Origin of the sequence: Streptomyces sp. NPDC002588, assembly GCF_040295925.1 — a bacterium.
Classification (GTDB): domain Bacteria; phylum Actinomycetota; class Actinomycetes; order Streptomycetales; family Streptomycetaceae; genus Streptomyces.
This window is the reverse complement of sequence record NZ_JBEOWF010000027.1, coordinates 46,494-61,497: the sequence shown is the minus strand read 5'-3', so window position 1 is coordinate 61,497 and position 15,004 is coordinate 46,494. Positions and strand designations below refer to the sequence as shown.

Sequence of the window (15,004 nt, the reverse complement as noted above, 5' to 3'; positions counted from 1 at the left end):
CCCTTAGGCTGGGCGGCATGACAAGCGAGCTGCTCGGGCAGGCCCTCGTCGAGGAGGCCACCAAGAAGTCCGGCCTCATCTGGGTCAGGGGCACCGGCGAACCGGCCGCGCGTGCGCTGTGGCACGTGTGGCACGAGGGCGCCGCCTGTGTGATCGGCGACGGGCCGGGCGAGCAGCCGCTGCCGGGACTGGTCGAGGGCGGTTCGGCCGAGGTCACGGTCCGCAGCAAGGACAAGGGGGGCCGGCTGGTCTCCTGGACGGCGAGGGTCGTACAGCTCGCACCCGGCTCACCCGAGTGGGACGCGGCCGTCGCCGAGCTGAAGGGCAAGCGGCTCAACGCGCCCGACGGCGAGGCGATGCCGGGGCGGTGGGCCCGGGAGTGCCGGGTGGTGCGACTGGAGCCGACGGGGGCGACGCTGCCCCTGCCCGAAGGCGATCTCGCGGCGCGGCCCGTGCCGTCCCCCGCCACCACCCGTGAGCCGGTCCCGGCGGGCCTGCCGAAGCTGCTGCTGAGAAAGCGGCGCAAGAAATAGTCCAGCGGCGGTCAGGACGTCGGCAGCTGCTTGCCGTAGTCGACCGTCGCGCCCTTTGCCGGCTCCTCCAGGGCGAAGTCCTTGCCCCAGGCGGAGAAGCTCAGGGTGCCCGCGCCGCCGCCGCGCACCAGGCGCAGCGGGTACGGGTCGCCCTCCAGGGAGACGTCCAGCGTGCCGCCGGAGCCGCCGTCTCCGGTGATGCGGATGGTGCGCACACCGGACTGCTCGTGGTGTCCGTCCGTCTTCACCGAGCCGTGCAGGGTCAGCAGACCGTCGAGGAGGAGGTCCTTGTCCGTGAAGCCGCTGAACTTCTTGTACGAGGGGTCCCCCGTCGGCACCTTCACGTACTTGTCGTCGAGCTTGTCCGCGGCGGCCGTGTCCGAGCCGCCGCCCGCGGCCTTGCCGTCCTCATCGTGCTTCCAGAACGCGGCGTCCGCCTTCAGGTACAGCTGCTCGCCGACCCGCAGCAGGTGGAACGTGGTCCCCTCGGCGGTGACCGAGCCGGTGCCGCCGTCCGCCTTCAGCCGCATGTCGAGCCGGTATGTACGGCCGCTGGTGACCACGGTCCCCGACAGCCGTACCGCGTCCACCGAACCGGCGGCGGCCCTCGTCTTCGTCTGGATCTGCGCGGCGGGCAGCTTGCCCACGCCGTTGGTGCCCTCGTCCGGATCCTCGGCGCACCCGGTGAGACCCACGGCAAGTGCGCACACGGCGCTCACCAGCGCGGCCCGGCGGGTACGGCCCTGGGGAGTCACAGTCACAGGGAGGGCTGCCTTTCTGCGGGGGTGTGCTGGGCGGCGTACGGCAGCGTACCGGGGTCTCCGGGCCCGCTCGGAACGGGTCCGTCCGGAGCCCTCACCAGGGCGTATCCGATCGGGACGGGCTAGCCTGAAGCCCGCAGGAGCGGGCAATTCGGAAGGCGACTCAAAAGGCGTTTCAAAAAGGCAAGGAACCACAGCCATGGCAGCCGGTGTCCCCCGGATCTTCGTCTCGCACCTCGCCGGTGTTCCCGTCTTCGACCCCACCGGCGACCAGGTCGGCCGCGTGCGCGACCTGGTCGTCATGCTGCGCGTCGGCCGCCGGCCCCCACGGGTGCTCGGTCTGGTCGTGGAACTGTCCACCCGCCGCCGGATCTTCCTGCCGATGACCCGGGTGACCGGCATCGAGTCCGGCCAGGTCATCACCACCGGTGTGCTCAACGTCCGCCGCTTCGAGCAACGGCCCACCGAGCGGCTGGTCTTCGGGGAACTGCTCGACCTGCGGGCCACGCTCGTCGAGACCGGCGAGGAGGTCACCGTCCTCGACGTGTCCATGCAGCAGCTGCCGGCCCGCCGGGACTGGGAGATCACCCGCGTCTTCGTCCGCAAGGGCCGAAAGGGCGGCGCGTTCCGCCGCACGAAGGGCGAGGCGCTGACCGTGGAGTGGTCGGCGGTCACCGGCTTCTCCCTGGAGGAGCACGGGCAGGGCGCCGAGAGCCTGCTGGCCACCTTCGAGCAGCTGCGCCCCGCCGACCTGGCGAACGTCCTGCACCACCTCTCGGCCAAGCGGCGCGCGGAGGTCGCCGCCGCCCTCGACGACGACCGGCTCGCCGACGTCCTCGAGGAACTCCCGGAGGACGACCAGATCGAGATCCTCGGCAAGCTGAAGGAGGAGCGCGCCGCGGATGTCCTGGAGGCCATGGACCCCGACGACGCGGCCGACCTGCTCGCCGAACTGCCGACGGCGGACCAGGAGCGGCTGCTGAGCCTGATGGAACCCGCCGACGCGGCCGACATGCGGCGCCTGATGTCGTACGAGGAGCACACGGCGGGCGGTCTGATGACCACCGAGCCGATCGTCCTGCGGCCGGACGCCACCGTCGCCGACGCCCTCGCGCGGGTGCGCAACCGCGACCTGTCCCCCGCGCTCGCCGCCCAGGTCTACGTCTGCCGGCCGCCCGACGAGACCCCGACGGGCAAGTACCTCGGCACGGTCCACTTCCAGCGGCTGCTGCGCGAACCGCCGTACACCCTGGTCAGCGCGATCCTCGACGGTGATCTGCAGGCGCTCGACCCCGAGGCCGAGCTGCCGGTCGTCGCCGGGTTCTTCGCGACGTACGACATGGTCGCGGCGCCCGTCGTGGACGAGGCGGGTTCGCTGCTCGGCGCGGTGACCGTGGACGACGTGCTCGACCACATGCTGCCGGAGGACTGGCGGGAGACCGAGTTCCACCTCGACGACTCAGAAGAGACGACGGGGAAGGGGTGACTCCGCATGTCTCCCGAGCGTGAGAACACCCGTGAGCGCGAGCGGACGCCCGCGGGCGCGACCGCCACCAGCCGCCCGCGCGCCCGGCTCGACCAGCCACGCCCACCGCGGCGCCGGCTGGTGCCCGAATGGGACCCGGAGGCCTTCGGCCGGCTGTCGGAGCGGATCGCGCGCTTCCTCGGCACCGGACGGTTCATCGTCTGGATGACGGTCGTCATCATCGTGTGGGTGCTGTGGAACGTGTTCGCCCCGCACGACCTGCGCTTCGACAACTACCCCTTCATCTTCCTGACTCTGATGCTGTCCCTCCAGGCCTCCTACGCGGCCCCGCTGATCCTGCTCGCGCAGAACCGGCAGGACGACCGCGACCGCGTCAACCTGGAACAGGACCGCAAACAGAACGAGCGGTCCATCGCCGACACCGAGTACCTCACCAGGGAGGTGGCCGCCCTGCGCATGGGCCTGGGCGAGGTCGCCACCCGCGACTGGATCCGCTCCGAACTGCAGGACATGCTCAAGGAACTGGAGGAGCGGCACAACGGTCAGCACGGGAAGGTGGTATTCCCGGCGGATCGGTCGCCGGGACGTGACACAGACGACCGCTGAGGGGCTGGCCGCGCGCCCCCGTGCGCGCCGTACCATCGTCCTATGGCTAGCGAAGACGCGGTGCGCGAGGCACTGGCGACGGTGAACGACCCCGAGATCAACCGCCCCATCACCGAACTCGGGATGGTCAAGTCGGTGGAGATCGGTGTGGACGGAGCGGTCGCGGTCACCGTGTACCTGACGGTCTCCGGCTGCCCGATGCGCGAGACGATCACGCAGCGGGTGACCGAGGCGGTCTCCCGCGTCGAGGGCGTCACCCGGGTCGACGTCACGCTCGACGTGATGAGCGACGAGCAGCGCAGGGAGCTGGCGACCGCCCTGCGCGGCGGCCAGGCCGAGCGCGAGGTCCCCTTCGCCAAGCCCGGCAGCCTGACCCGGGTGTACGCGGTGGCGTCCGGCAAGGGCGGCGTCGGCAAGTCCTCGGTGACGGTGAACCTCGCGGTGGCGATGGCGGCCGACGGCCTCAAGGTGGGCGTCGTCGACGCCGACATCTACGGCCACAGCGTGCCGCGCATGCTGGGCGCGGACGGCAGTCCCACCCAGGTCGAGAACATGATCATGCCGCCGTCGGCGAACGGCGTGAAGGTCATCTCGATCGGCATGTTCACCCCGGGCAACGCGCCGGTCGTCTGGCGCGGCCCGATGCTGCACCGCGCGCTCCAGCAGTTCCTCTCGGACGTCTACTGGGGCGACCTGGACGTCCTGCTGCTCGACCTGCCGCCGGGCACCGGCGACATCGCGATCTCCGTCGCCCAGCTGGTCCCGAACGCGGAGATCCTGGTCGTGACGACCCCCCAGCAGGCGGCGGCCGAGGTCGCCGAGCGGGCCGGCTCCATCGCCGTCCAGACCCACCAGAAGATCGTCGGCGTCGTCGAGAACATGTCCGGCCTGCCCTGCCCGCACTGCGGCGAGATGGTCGACGTGTTCGGCACCGGCGGCGGCCAGACGGTCGCCGACGGCCTGACCCGGACCACGGGCGCGACCGTCCCGGTCCTCGGCTCCATCCCGATCGACGTCCGGCTGCGCGAGGGCGGCGACGAGGGCAAGCCCGTCGTCCTGACCGACCCGGACTCCCCCGCGGGCTCCGCGCTGCGCGCCATCGCGGGCAAGCTGGGCGGCCGTCAGCGCGGCCTGTCGGGACTGTCGCTGGGGATCACCCCGAAGAACAAGTTCTAGGCCTGTACGACCATGGGGTGCCCTCCGCCGGGAGGGCACCCTTCGTGCTACTGGGCGTACGCCTCGATGTCCTTCACCACGGAGAAGCCGAGCCCGTAGGCGCTCATGCCCCTGCCGTAGGCCCCCAGGTGCACGCCCTGCTCGGTGGAGCCGGCCAGGACCCATCCGAACTCCGACTCGCGGTAGTGGAAGGGGGTCGGCACACCGTCGACCGGGAGGGACAGCGCCGACCAGTCCGGCCCCGCCAGGTCGTCCGCGAGCACCCAGGCCGTCTCGGTCTGCTGGTCCAGCCAGTCGTCCCGCAGTGTGTGGTCCATCTGGCCCGGCCAGGTGAAGGACAGCAGACCCACCCCCGCGAGCCAGGCCGCCGAGGACACCGAGGTGGCCTCCAGCAGGCCCGTGCCGTCCGGGCTGCGCCGCACCGGGTTCGCGGCGACCGTGACGACGACCGCGAACCTGCCGCGGTCCTCGCCGGCCGTCTCGTGTCTTATGGAGGGTTCGTCACCGTGTCCGATGGAACCGTGTTCGACGGCCCCGTCGGCCGCCGCTCCCACCTGCATCAGCCAGCGCGGTCCCGTGTAGGCCTCGTCGAGGCCGTACCACGGGAAGGGCGCCTCCAGGTAGCCGTCGACCGTGCGCCGGACGGAGGGAACCTGTTGTCCACCCTCCGCGGCCGGCGTCTGCGCGACTGCCCGACTCGTCGTCTCCATGTGCCCGGACGCCTCCTCGCTCTCGACGGAGCGACGGGCCCGCCCCCCTTCGGGCGTACTCGTCCGCTCCGCACAACAACCAGGCAGCATAGCCACCCCGCCGCGGAGAGCGGTGAAGCCGCCCGGCGCGCAGGTGGCGCGGGGCGGCTTCAGGGGGACCCGGAGTGGTCCGGGGAGCGCACGGGGGTCGCTCAGGTGGCGTCCGCGTCGAAGGGCGGCCGGTCGTCCTTGCCCGGGTCCTCGGGCTTCTTGGTCATGTCGATCCTGCCGCCCGACGACCCCGCGGACGAGCCCGCGGACGTGTCCGTGTCACGGCTGTGCACGGCGTCGGTGACCTCGGCCATCTCCTTCTTCAGGTCGAAGCCGTTACGGATCTCCTTCAGCCCCAGTTCGTCGTTGTCCAGCTGCTTGCGGATGAACGTCTTGGGGTTGAGGTCCTCGAACTCGAAGTCCTTGAACTCCGGTCCGAGCTCCTGCCGGATGTCCTGCTTGGCGCTCTCGGAGAACTCACGGATCTTCCGGACGGTGCGCATCACGTCCGAGATGACCTTCGGGAGCTTGTCCGGACCGAAGACGAGCACGGCCAGGACGACGATCGTCACCAGCTCGAGCGGGCCTATGTCATTGAACACCTGAAGCTCCTTGCGATGTCCGCGGTCCTCGGCCCTCTGCGGTCAGGTCAGGTCTTCCGTGGTCCGGGCCGGGTCCACGGTACCCGTCGCACCTGTCCGACCGGTACCGTCCCGTGCTGTCCGACTGGGTGCACACGGCCGGTTTTTCGCGTTGTTTGCCTTGTCGGAGCGTGTTTCGGGGTCCGATCTGTGAGGTTTCTGTCAATCGCTGTGGGGTCGCCGTCCGGGAGCCGTTCAACTTCCGTCGGCGGAGCCCAGGACCAGCGAGAGCGTACGTTCCCTGCCGCCACGCTCGACGGTCAGCTCCAGGCGGTCACCGGGACGGTGGGCACGGGTTTTGACGATCAGTTCGTCACCCGAGTGGATGCGGGTGCCGTCGACCTCGGTGATGACGTCCCCGGCCTTGATGCCGGCCAGGTCACCGGGGCCGCCCGGGGTGACCGCCGCACCGCTGGCACCGCCCTTGCTGCTCACCCGCGCGCCGTCGCCCGCGTAGTCCAGGTCGAGGGTGACGCCGATGACGGGATGGGTCGCCCTACCCGTGTTGATCAGCTCCTCCGCGACGCGTTTGCCCTGGTTGACGGGGATCGCGAAGCCCAGGCCGATGGAGCCCGCCTGGCCGCCGCTCTGAGCGGCACCGTCGTCGGCGGACCGGATGGCGGAATTGATGCCGATGACGCGGCCCCGGGAGTCGAGCAGGGGCCCGCCGGAGTTGCCGGGATTGATGGGCGCGTCGGTCTGCAGGGCGTCCACGTACGACACGTCACTGCCGTCCCCGCCCCCGCCGCCGGCCGTGATGGGCCGCTCCTTGGCGCTGATGATGCCGGAGGTGACGGTTCCCTCCAGGTCGAACGGGGCGCCGATGGCGACGACCGGGTCGCCGACCTGGACGTTGTCGGAGTTGCCGAGGGGCAGCGGCTTGAGGCCGCCGACCCCGCTGACCTCGACGACGGCGAGGTCGTACCCGCTGTCCCTCCCCACGACCTCCGCCTCGGCGGTCTGTCCCCCGTTGAAGACGACGGTTATCTTCCCGTCGCTTCCGGCGGGCTCGACCACGTGGTTGTTGGTGAGGATGTGACCGCGGGTGTCGAGCACGAACCCGGTGCCGGTGTCGGACTCCCCGCTGCCGGTGACCCGCAGCGTGACCACACCGGGCAGGGCCCGGGCGGCGATCGCGGCGACGCTGTCCGCGGCCCGCCCGGTGGGCTCCGCGGAGGCCTGCGGCAGCTCCACCCCGCCGAACCCGCCGTTGCGCTCCAGATGGGCACCCACGACCCCGCCGAGCACCCCGGAGACCAGTGCGAGCCCCAGCGCGCCCCCGGCCAACCGCCGCCGCACCTGCCTGCGCCGCTCCCCCTCACCGACGACACCGGCACCGGTCTGCTGAAGGGGACCTAGGGAGCCGCGCGGAACGGGGGAAGCCCAGGGGTCGTAGCGCTGCCACGGGGTGGCCGGAACCGGGACCTCGACGGGGGCGGGCGGCGACTGGGGCGGGGCCGGGAGCGGAGGGGGGACGGGCGCGGCGGACTCGGGTGAGCTCGACTCCGCCGGGGTGGCCGAGGCCACGGCCGGCGCGGGGTGGGCCGGCGCCGTGCCGTGGGCCGGGGCGACCGCCGGGTGCTGGACGGGGGGCGCGGGGGCCCAGGGGCCCGGGTGACCGTAGGGCGGGGTGCTGTAGGGGTCGGGGTCGTGCAGGGGCTTGGGCGGCTCGTCGGGGACGGGGGCCGGCGCCGGCCCGGCGAACGGCTCCTCGGCCGGGACGGTCGCGTCGGGCGTGAGGGCAGGTGCGTTCGGCGTCCGAGCGGTCGCGTCCGGCGTCGGAGCGGGTGGGTTCAGGGGGCGGCTCAGTTCGTAGTCGCCGTCGTCGGCACCCGCCTCGTCACCCTCGGTCTCCCCCGCCGCCTCGCCGCCCGGGACGGCACGCTCCGGGAGGGCCAGTTCGAAGTCGCCCTCCGGCAAGCGGTCCTCAGGCAGGCCGCCCGCCGACGGGTCGCCCTGCAACGCGTCGCCCTCTGCCGGCAGACCTTGCTCCCCCGGCCCCGAAGGTTCCTGCGGTCGAGGCCGGCTCCACCACTTCGCCTTCGCGGACTTCCCCTCGTCCATGCTCTCCCCCCTGCCGGACCCGGTCAGGGCCGGGTCGCCTCCTTCTCCTGGATTCAACCAGGTTCGCCGCGGACCGGCTCGGGGGCCGGTTCAGCGGGCGTTCGGGGAGGCGGACGGGGCGGAGGTGGTGTCGGGGACGGGCACGGCGAGCAGACCTGGGCCGGTGGCCTCGGAGGTGGCGGTGGTCCAGGCGGTCAGGGCGAGCGGCGGGGTCGTGGCGAGCGGACGTATCAAGGGGGACACGGCCGCCGCTCCGGCCACCACGGGGGCGGTGAGCCGGTGCAGGACCGAGTCCGTGGTACGCCCGGTGGCCGGGGAGGGCACTCCGGGCAGCAGCGGGGCGGAGACCTCGGTCGGGGCGACCTGCCCGCCGCCGACCAGCGTGCCGTCCTGCGCGAGCAGGGGCCCGGTGCCGCGCCGGCGCTGGCTGTCGGGCGTCGTGGCGGAGCCCGTGCCCGGGGTGCGGGCCGGGGTCACATTGCTGCCGCCGGATCCGCCGCGTGCGTCCGCCGCCGTGTCGACCGACACGCCGGTGTTCACCCCGCCCAGGGCGATCGCGGCCAGCGACACCGCGCCGGCCGCCACGAAGGCGAACCGCATACTGCGCGAGCGCTCGCTGTCGGGCCGCCCGACGGGGTGGATGCGGAAGCCCCGGTCCGGGGCGGACGGCTGGAGGGCCGGGCCGTGGCCGCCGTCCGCCGGCACGTAGCCGAACGAGAACGGATCGTCACGTCTCATTCCGAAGACACCGCCGCCGAAGCCTGACCCGCCCAGCGGCGTACCGCCGCCGTCGGAGTCACCTCCTGCGGGGAGCCCCTGGAGACGGGCCAGGAAGCTCTCGGAGGGGGCGGGCGGGGCCACTTCCGCGAACACGTTCTTCAGCCGGCGCTGGGCGTCGACCTCGGCCTTGCACTTCGGACAGGTCGCCAGATGCGCCAGTACGCGCTCACGGCTGTCATGACCGAGCTCGCCGTCCACCAGGGCGGAGAGCCGGTCGCCCAGATGCTGCTCGGCGAGGAGCCCCTCGGCGGGATTGCGTCGAGTTCCACTCACGCGGTCGCGCCCCCTCCTCCCAGAGCGGGAACGCGGGGCACGAAGGAGCGGTGCTCGGCGCGCGCCTGCGGCGAGCGGTGGGCGAGGGCCTTGCGCAGCTGGGAACGCCCGCGGTGGATGCGCGAGCGGACGGTGCCCAGCTTGACGCCCAGGGTCGCGGCGATCTCCTCGTACGACAGTCCTTCGATGTCGCACAGGACGACCGCGGCGCGGAACTCGGGCGCGAGGGTGTCGAGGGCCTGCTGGACGTCCGCGTCGAAGTGGGCGTCGTTGAAGATCTGCTGCGGGGTGGGTTCCTTGCTGGCGAGCCGCTCGGCCGCGTCCTCGCCGAGCGAGTCGAAGCGGATGCGCTGCTTGCGGCGGACCATGTCCAGGAAGAGGTTGGTGGTGATGCGGTGCAGCCAGCCCTCGAAGGTGCCCGGCGTGTAGGTCGACAGGGAGCGGAAGACGCGGACGAAGACCTCCTGGGTGAGGTCCTCGGCGTCGTGCTGGTTGCCGGTCAGACGGTAGGCGAGCCGGTAGACCCGGCCGCTGTGCATGCTGACGATCTCCTCCCAGGTGGGCGGAGTCCACGCCTGCCCGTCCGCGTCGGTGGAGAAGGTCGCGGTCTGGGCCGGACCGGCGGCGAAGCCGACGGTGTGGCTGCTGTCAGCGGTGTCGTTCACGGATTTCGGCCTGCCTGCCGACCCGAGAAAGCGCCGCAGCGCTCCTCTCCGATCCACAGGCGCAGCCGCACCTCCCCTGTCGGCTCTGGTGGTGTCCAGTGGAGCCCCTACCATAGCCACCTCGCCCGTTAGCTCCGGATAAGCGGTTTTACGAGAATTTGATCTGTGCTGATACGGCTCATACGGCTGCGTCAGCACTTGCTCGGCGTCCCGTCCCTCGTCGTGATCCAACTGTGTCCCCCGGTCGTCGTTCCCACCCTTTCAAACGACCGGTCCCATCTGCGGGTTCCCGGCGGCAACGGATACAGTCACGCCCAGGCAACCACGGGGACAGGAGAGGGTCATTACCGGCAACCGGCAGACGAGCTGGGCGTTCGCCGACGCCTATGTCGCCGAGGACGAAGCGCTGCTCTGGGCCCGTGACCGGGCCCGCGAGGCAGGGCTGCGCTCGGTGTCGCCCAGCACGGGCGCCGCGCTGCGGTTGCTGGCCGCCTCGGTGGACGCGAAGGCGGTGGCCGAGATCGGCACCGGCACCGGCGTCTCCGGTATCCATCTGCTGCACGGCATGCGGTCGGACGGTGTCCTGACCACCGTCGACCCCGAGCCGGAGCACCAGCAGTTCGCCCGGCAGGCCTTCCGGGCCTGCGGCTTCGCCAGCAACCGGGCCCGCTTCATTCCCGGCCGGGCGCTGGACGTGCTGCCGCGTCTCGCGGACGCCGGCTACGACCTCGTCTTCTGCGACGGCGACCGGCTGGAGTTCCTGGACTATCTCGCTGAATCGTTGCGCCTGCTGCGCCCCGGTGGCCTGGTCGTTTTCGAGGGCGTCTTCGCCAACGGCCGCACGGTCGACTCCGGCCCACAGCCCACGGAGGTCATAAGGATCCGGGAGCTGCTGCGGGCGGTGCGGGACAGCCAGGAGCTGGTGCCGTCACTGCTGCCGGTGGGGGACGGGCTGCTGTGCGCGGTCAAACGGTGAGCTGAGCGGCACCAGCGGGGAGAAACACCCGCCCCGGCAGCCTTGAGGGTGCCGGGGCGGGTGAAAGGGTATGGTCGCTTGCGCGTCAGCCGACGACCTTCTTGAGGGCGTCGCCGAGCGCGTCGGCCTCGTCAGGGGTCAGCTCGACGACGAGCCGACCGCCGCCTTCGAGCGGAACGCGCATGACGATGCCCCGCCCCTCCTTGGTCACCTCGAGCGGGCCATCACCCGTCCGCGGCTTCATGGCCGCCATGCTCGTTCCCCTTCCTGAAACCAGCTCACGTCAAAGCCGACGACCCTGGGAGGGCACGCGCGGTCCAAACGTGGGACACGCGACACCGGCATCGAACACATTGCTTCCAGGCCATTATCCCGCATCTCAGGACCCGATGACCAACAGCAGTAGGCATCGCTTGGGCAACGCGCGATAGCAAAACCACTCAATTCGCCGCTGTGACTGCGATACTGCGCCGCCGCACAGACTTGCCGGGTCCGTAAACCGGGTCGGATTCTTTGACACAGGTCACATGTCGCGTCCGGTCCTCGGACAACGATCTCCGCCATGCTGTCCCTCGTAGGTCTGAGCCGCGACACGGAGGGGACATCCCATGGCCGACAGCGTCCTGTACGAGGTGAGCGACGGGCTCGCGACGATCACGCTCAACCGCCCGGAGGCGATGAACGCGCTGAACGTCGCCACGAAGGTCGCCCTGCGGGACATCGTGCGGGAGGCGGCGGACGACCCTGCCGTACGGGCCGTGCTGCTGACCGCCGCCGGGGATCGGGCGTTCTGCGTGGGGCAGGACCTCAAGGAGCACATCGGGCTGCTGGCCGAGGGGTCAGCCCACGTCATGAGCACCGTCAAGGAGCACTACAACCCGATCGTGCGGGCGCTGACGGAGGCGCCGAAGCCGGTGGTCGCCGCGGTCAACGGGGTGGCCGCGGGTGCGGGCTTCGGTCTGGCACTGGCCGCGGACTACCGCGTCGTGGCCGACACGGCGGGTTTCAACACGTCGTTCGCGGGCGTCGCGCTCACCGCCGACTCGGGCGTCTCCTGGACCCTGCCCCGGGTGATCGGACCCGGACGGGCCGCCGACCTGCTGTTCTTCCCCCGGACGGTCAAGGCCCAGGAGGCGTACGAGCTGGGGATCGCCAACCGGGTGGTTCCCTCGGCGTCGCTGCGCACCGCGGGCGAGCAGGTGGCGCGGATGCTGGCCGAGGGGCCGACCGTGGCCTATGCGGCGATCAAGGAGGCCGTCGCCTACGGCTTCTCGCACTCGCTCTCCGAGACGCTGGAGAAGGAGGACGAGTTGCAGGGGCGGGCCGGGGCGTCCGAGGACCATGCGATCGCCGTGCGGGCGTTCGTGGACAAGGAGGAGCCCAAGTACCTGGGCCGCTGAGTCAGGCCTGTCGGCTCACACAGTTTTCCAGGTGGTCGTCGACCAGGCCGCATGCCTGCATGAGCGCGTACGCCGTCGTCGGACCCACGAACCGCAGGCCACGTTTCTTCAGGGCCTTCGACAACGCCGTCGACTCGTCCGTCACCGCCGGGACGTCCGCGAGGGTCCTGGGGACCGGGCGGGTCGCCGGGTCAGGGGCGTGGGACCAGATGAGTTCGTCCAGGTCGCCCGGGGCCCACTCCGCCAGCACGCGCGCGTTCGCCAGCGTGGCGTCGACCTTGGCGCGGTTGCGGATGATGCCCGCGTCGGCGAGGAGGCGTTCGCGGTCCTCGTCGGTGAAGGCGGCCACCGAGTCGATCTTGAAGTCGGCGAAGGCGGTACGGAAGCCGGGACGGCGGCGCAGGATGGTGATCCAGGACAGGCCGGACTGGAAGGCCTCGAGGCTGAGCCGCTCGAAGAGGGCGTCGTCGCCGTGGACCGCGCGGCCCCACTCGTCGTCGTGGTAGGCCACGTAGTCCTCGGTGGACAGCGCCCAGGGGCAGCGCAGCGCGCCGTCCGGACCGGCCAGCACGGTGCCGTCGCTCACTGGTGGTCCTCCGGGGCGGGCTTCTCGAAGGAGACCTGGTGCCCCGTCCGGGCCTGGGGGCCGGCGAGGGCGGACTCCAGGTCGGCGATCCGGGCGTCGCGCTCGGCGAGCTCGGCGGCGAGGCGGTTCAGGGCGTCGTCGACGTCCGCCATGCGGTAGCCGCGGACGGCGAGCGGGAAGCGGAGCCGGTCGACGTCGGCGCGGTCGACGGGGCGGTCCTCGGGCAGCGGGTCGTGCAGCAGCTCCGGAGCCACCTCGGGCAGCGGGCCGGTGCCCTCGCCGCCGCCCACCACGGCGAGCGTCACCGCGGCGACCACCACGGCGAGCGCGATGACCAGGAACAAGAACATAACCATCGGTGGGTCCCCAGGCTCGGTGTGCTCGGTCTCGAATGTGTGTGGGTCCGATCGTGCCATGCGGGTCCGACGGTTAGGGTCACAGGCGGCGGATGTGCAGCACGTACTAGGAGAGGTCACAGGCGATGCTCAGGCTGGGCAGTCGGGTGTTCGCGGCCCACGAGCCGGTGATCATGGCGATCGTCAACCGGACGCCGGACTCGTTCTACGACCAGGGAGCGACCTTCCGGGACGAGCCGGCGCTCGCGCGGGTGGAGCGGGCGGTGTCGGAGGGTGCCGCCATCATCGACATCGGCGGGGTGAAGGCGGGTCCCGGCGAGGAGGTCACCGCCGAGGAGGAGGCGCGGCGCACGGTCGGGTTCGTCGCGGAGGTACGGCGGCGGTTCCCGGACGTGATCATCAGCGTGGACACCTGGCGGGCGGAGGTCGGGGAGGCGGTCTGCGAGGCGGGCGCGGATCTGCTGAACGACGCGTGGGGCGGGGTCGACCCGGGGCTCGCGGAGGTCGCCGCGCGGTTCGGGGTGGGGCTGGTGTGCACGCACGCGGGCGGTGCGGACCCCCGCACACGGCCGCACCGGGTGACGTACGACGACGTCATGGCCGACATCCTCCGGGTGACCGTGGGGCTGGCGGAGCGGGCGGCGGGGCTGGGGGTGCCGAGGGAGTCGATCCTGATCGATCCCGGGCACGACTTCGGGAAGAACACGCGGCACAGCCTGGAGGCGACGCGGCGGCTGCCGGAGATGGTGGAGACGGGGTGGCCGGTGCTGGTGTCGCTGTCCAACAAGGACTTCGTGGGGGAGACGCTGGACCGGCAGGTGAAGGAACGGGTGCTGGGGACGCTGGCGACCACGGCGGTGTCGGCGTGGCTGGGGGCGCAGGTGTACCGGGTGCACGAGGTTGCCGAGACACGGCAGGTGCTGGACATGGTCGGCTCCATCGCGGGCCACCGTCCGCCCGCCGTGGCCCGGCGCGGGCTCGCGTAGGCGCGTGTCCCAGGGGGCTCCACCCCCTGGACCGCGGTCGGCCCCGAAGGGCCTCGTCCTCGAACGCCGGACGGGCTGAAAGATCGCGCCCGGCCGGCGTCGAGGACCAACGGCTAGGGCGAAACACGCCCTAGCGGGCCGCCTCCTTGGACACCAACGCCACCGCCTCGTCCACGTCGTCCGTCACGTGGAACAGGAGGAGGTCCTTCTCCGCCGCCTTGCCCTGGGCGACCAGGGTGCCCCGGAGCCAGTCGATCAGGCCTCCCCAGTACTCCGTTCCGAAGAGGACGATCGGGAAGCGGGTGACCTTCTGGGTCTGGACGAGGGTGAGGGCCTCGAAGAGTTCGTCCAGGGTGCCGAGGCCGCCGGGCAGAACCACGAAGCCCTGCGCGTACTTCACGAACATCATCTTGCGGACGAAGAAGTACCGGAAGTTGAGGCCGATGTCGACGTAGGGGTTGAGTCCCTGCTCGAAGGGCAGCTCGATGCCGAGGCCGACGGAGACGCCGCCCGCATCGAGGGCGCCCTTGTTCGCCGCCTCCATCGCGCCCGGGCCACCGCCCGTGATCACCGCCCAGCCGGCGTCCACCAGGCCGCGTCCGAGCCGGACGCCCGCCTCGTACTCCGGTGAGTCGGCGGGGGTGCGGGCGGAGCCGAACACGCTGATCGCCGGGGGCAGTTCGGCCAGGGTGCCGAATCCCTCGATGAACTCCGACTGGATGCGCAGGACCCGCCAGGGGTCGGTGTGGACCCAGTCGGAGGGGCCGCCCGCGTCCAGCAGCCGCTGGTCGGTCGTGCTCGCCGTGACCTGACCCCGCCGTCGGAGGACCGGTCCCAGCCGCTGTTCCTCCGGCGGCTGCTTCTTCCCCTCGGGGTTACCGGTAGCCATGTGCGCTCCCTCCGCTTGCAGGTCTTTCCGTGCCAGCGTAGATCCAGCCCGGTTACGGGCGGGGGACGTCGGCGTGTCCGGCACGG

Annotated in this window: 17 protein-coding genes; 7 read left to right on the top strand and 10 right to left on the bottom strand. The window is 71.7% G+C overall.

Annotation, left to right across the window (positions count from 1 at the left end; genetic code table 11):
- Positions 1–17: 17 nt before the first annotated feature.
- Positions 18–533 (top strand): hypothetical protein, encoded by a 516-nt coding sequence (locus ABT057_RS28575; protein WP_352346477.1) that lies wholly within the window; start codon positions 18–20, stop codon positions 531–533.
- 11 nt (positions 534–544) lie between these two features.
- Here the strand turns inward: ABT057_RS28575 and ABT057_RS28570 are convergent, their stop codons facing one another.
- Positions 545–1,294 carry a hypothetical protein gene (locus ABT057_RS28570; protein WP_352346476.1) on the bottom strand — a complete coding sequence of 250 codons (750 nt, stop codon included), beginning with the start codon at positions 1,292–1,294 and terminating at the stop codon, positions 545–547.
- A gap of 199 nt (positions 1,295–1,493) precedes the next feature.
- Here ABT057_RS28570 and ABT057_RS28565 point away from each other — a divergent pair, with 199 nt between their 5' ends.
- From ABT057_RS28565 to ABT057_RS28555, 3 genes are read left to right on the top strand one after another with little or no spacing between them, the layout of a single operon-like run.
- Positions 1,494–2,780 carry a magnesium transporter MgtE N-terminal domain-containing protein gene (locus ABT057_RS28565; protein WP_352346475.1) on the top strand — a complete coding sequence of 429 codons (1,287 nt, stop codon included), beginning with the start codon at positions 1,494–1,496 and terminating at the stop codon, positions 2,778–2,780.
- Positions 2,781–2,786: 6 nt separating this feature from the next.
- On the top strand, positions 2,787–3,386 hold the full coding sequence (locus ABT057_RS28560; protein ID WP_352346474.1) for a DUF1003 domain-containing protein: 600 nt from the start codon (positions 2,787–2,789) through the stop codon (positions 3,384–3,386).
- Between the two features lie 42 nt (positions 3,387–3,428).
- Positions 3,429–4,562, top strand: coding sequence for an Mrp/NBP35 family ATP-binding protein (locus ABT057_RS28555; protein WP_352346473.1), 1,134 nt, complete (start codon positions 3,429–3,431; stop codon positions 4,560–4,562).
- A 47-nt stretch (positions 4,563–4,609) separates the two neighbouring features.
- Here ABT057_RS28555 and ABT057_RS28550 read toward each other — a convergent pair whose 3' ends face one another.
- The 5 genes from ABT057_RS28550 to sigE form a co-directional block, all read right to left on the bottom strand.
- On the bottom strand, positions 4,610–5,272 hold the full coding sequence (locus ABT057_RS28550) for a hypothetical protein (protein ID WP_352346472.1): 663 nt from the start codon (positions 5,270–5,272) through the stop codon (positions 4,610–4,612).
- A 191-nt stretch (positions 5,273–5,463) separates the two neighbouring features.
- Entirely contained in the window at positions 5,464–5,904 is a 441-nt protein-coding gene (locus ABT057_RS28545) for a sec-independent translocase (RefSeq protein ID WP_352346471.1), read from the bottom strand.
- 234 nt (positions 5,905–6,138) lie between these two features.
- Complete coding sequence (locus tag ABT057_RS28540) at positions 6,139–8,007, bottom strand: trypsin-like peptidase domain-containing protein (protein ID WP_352346470.1); 1,869 nt, start codon at positions 8,005–8,007, stop codon at positions 6,139–6,141.
- A 90-nt stretch (positions 8,008–8,097) separates the two neighbouring features.
- Positions 8,098–9,060, bottom strand: a complete 963-nt coding sequence (locus tag ABT057_RS28535; RefSeq protein ID WP_352346469.1) for an anti-sigma factor family protein — start codon at positions 9,058–9,060, stop codon at positions 8,098–8,100.
- On the bottom strand, positions 9,057–9,839 hold the full coding sequence (gene sigE, locus ABT057_RS28530; RefSeq protein WP_352346468.1) for an RNA polymerase sigma factor SigE: 783 nt from the start codon (positions 9,837–9,839) through the stop codon (positions 9,057–9,059). Before sigE ends, ABT057_RS28535 begins: the two co-directional genes overlap by 4 nt.
- A gap of 163 nt (positions 9,840–10,002) precedes the next feature.
- On the opposite strand from sigE, the gene ABT057_RS28525 reads away from it, so the two are divergent.
- Positions 10,003–10,701 carry an O-methyltransferase gene (locus ABT057_RS28525; RefSeq protein WP_352346553.1) on the top strand — a complete coding sequence of 233 codons (699 nt, stop codon included), beginning with the start codon at positions 10,003–10,005 and terminating at the stop codon, positions 10,699–10,701.
- An 85-nt stretch (positions 10,702–10,786) separates the two neighbouring features.
- Here the strand turns inward: ABT057_RS28525 and ABT057_RS28520 are convergent, their stop codons facing one another.
- On the bottom strand, positions 10,787–10,954 hold the full coding sequence (locus ABT057_RS28520) for a DUF3117 domain-containing protein (protein WP_003966491.1): 168 nt from the start codon (positions 10,952–10,954) through the stop codon (positions 10,787–10,789).
- Between the two features lie 355 nt (positions 10,955–11,309).
- Here ABT057_RS28520 and chcB point away from each other — a divergent pair, with 355 nt between their 5' ends.
- Positions 11,310–12,101 (top strand): 2-cyclohexenylcarbonyl CoA isomerase, encoded by a 792-nt coding sequence (gene chcB / locus ABT057_RS28515; RefSeq protein WP_352346467.1) that lies wholly within the window; start codon positions 11,310–11,312, stop codon positions 12,099–12,101.
- A 1-nt stretch (position 12,102) separates the two neighbouring features.
- Here the strand turns inward: chcB and ABT057_RS28510 are convergent, their stop codons facing one another.
- Together ABT057_RS28510 and ABT057_RS28505 are read right to left on the bottom strand one after the other, a co-directional pair.
- Positions 12,103–12,687 (bottom strand): DNA-3-methyladenine glycosylase I, encoded by a 585-nt coding sequence (locus ABT057_RS28510; protein ID WP_352346466.1) that lies wholly within the window; start codon positions 12,685–12,687, stop codon positions 12,103–12,105.
- Positions 12,684–13,037 (bottom strand): DivIVA domain-containing protein, encoded by a 354-nt coding sequence (locus ABT057_RS28505; RefSeq protein WP_352346552.1) that lies wholly within the window; start codon positions 13,035–13,037, stop codon positions 12,684–12,686. The genes ABT057_RS28510 and ABT057_RS28505 overlap by 4 nt, the downstream gene beginning before the upstream one ends.
- Positions 13,038–13,168: 131 nt before the next feature.
- Between ABT057_RS28505 and folP the strand changes: the two genes are divergently transcribed.
- Positions 13,169–14,029, top strand: coding sequence for a dihydropteroate synthase (gene folP / locus ABT057_RS28500; protein ID WP_352346465.1), 861 nt, complete (start codon positions 13,169–13,171; stop codon positions 14,027–14,029).
- A gap of 130 nt (positions 14,030–14,159) precedes the next feature.
- On the opposite strand, the gene ABT057_RS28495 is transcribed toward folP, so the two are convergent.
- On the bottom strand, positions 14,160–14,918 hold the full coding sequence (locus tag ABT057_RS28495; protein ID WP_352346464.1) for an LOG family protein: 759 nt from the start codon (positions 14,916–14,918) through the stop codon (positions 14,160–14,162).
- Between the last annotated feature and the right edge of the window lie 86 nt (positions 14,919–15,004).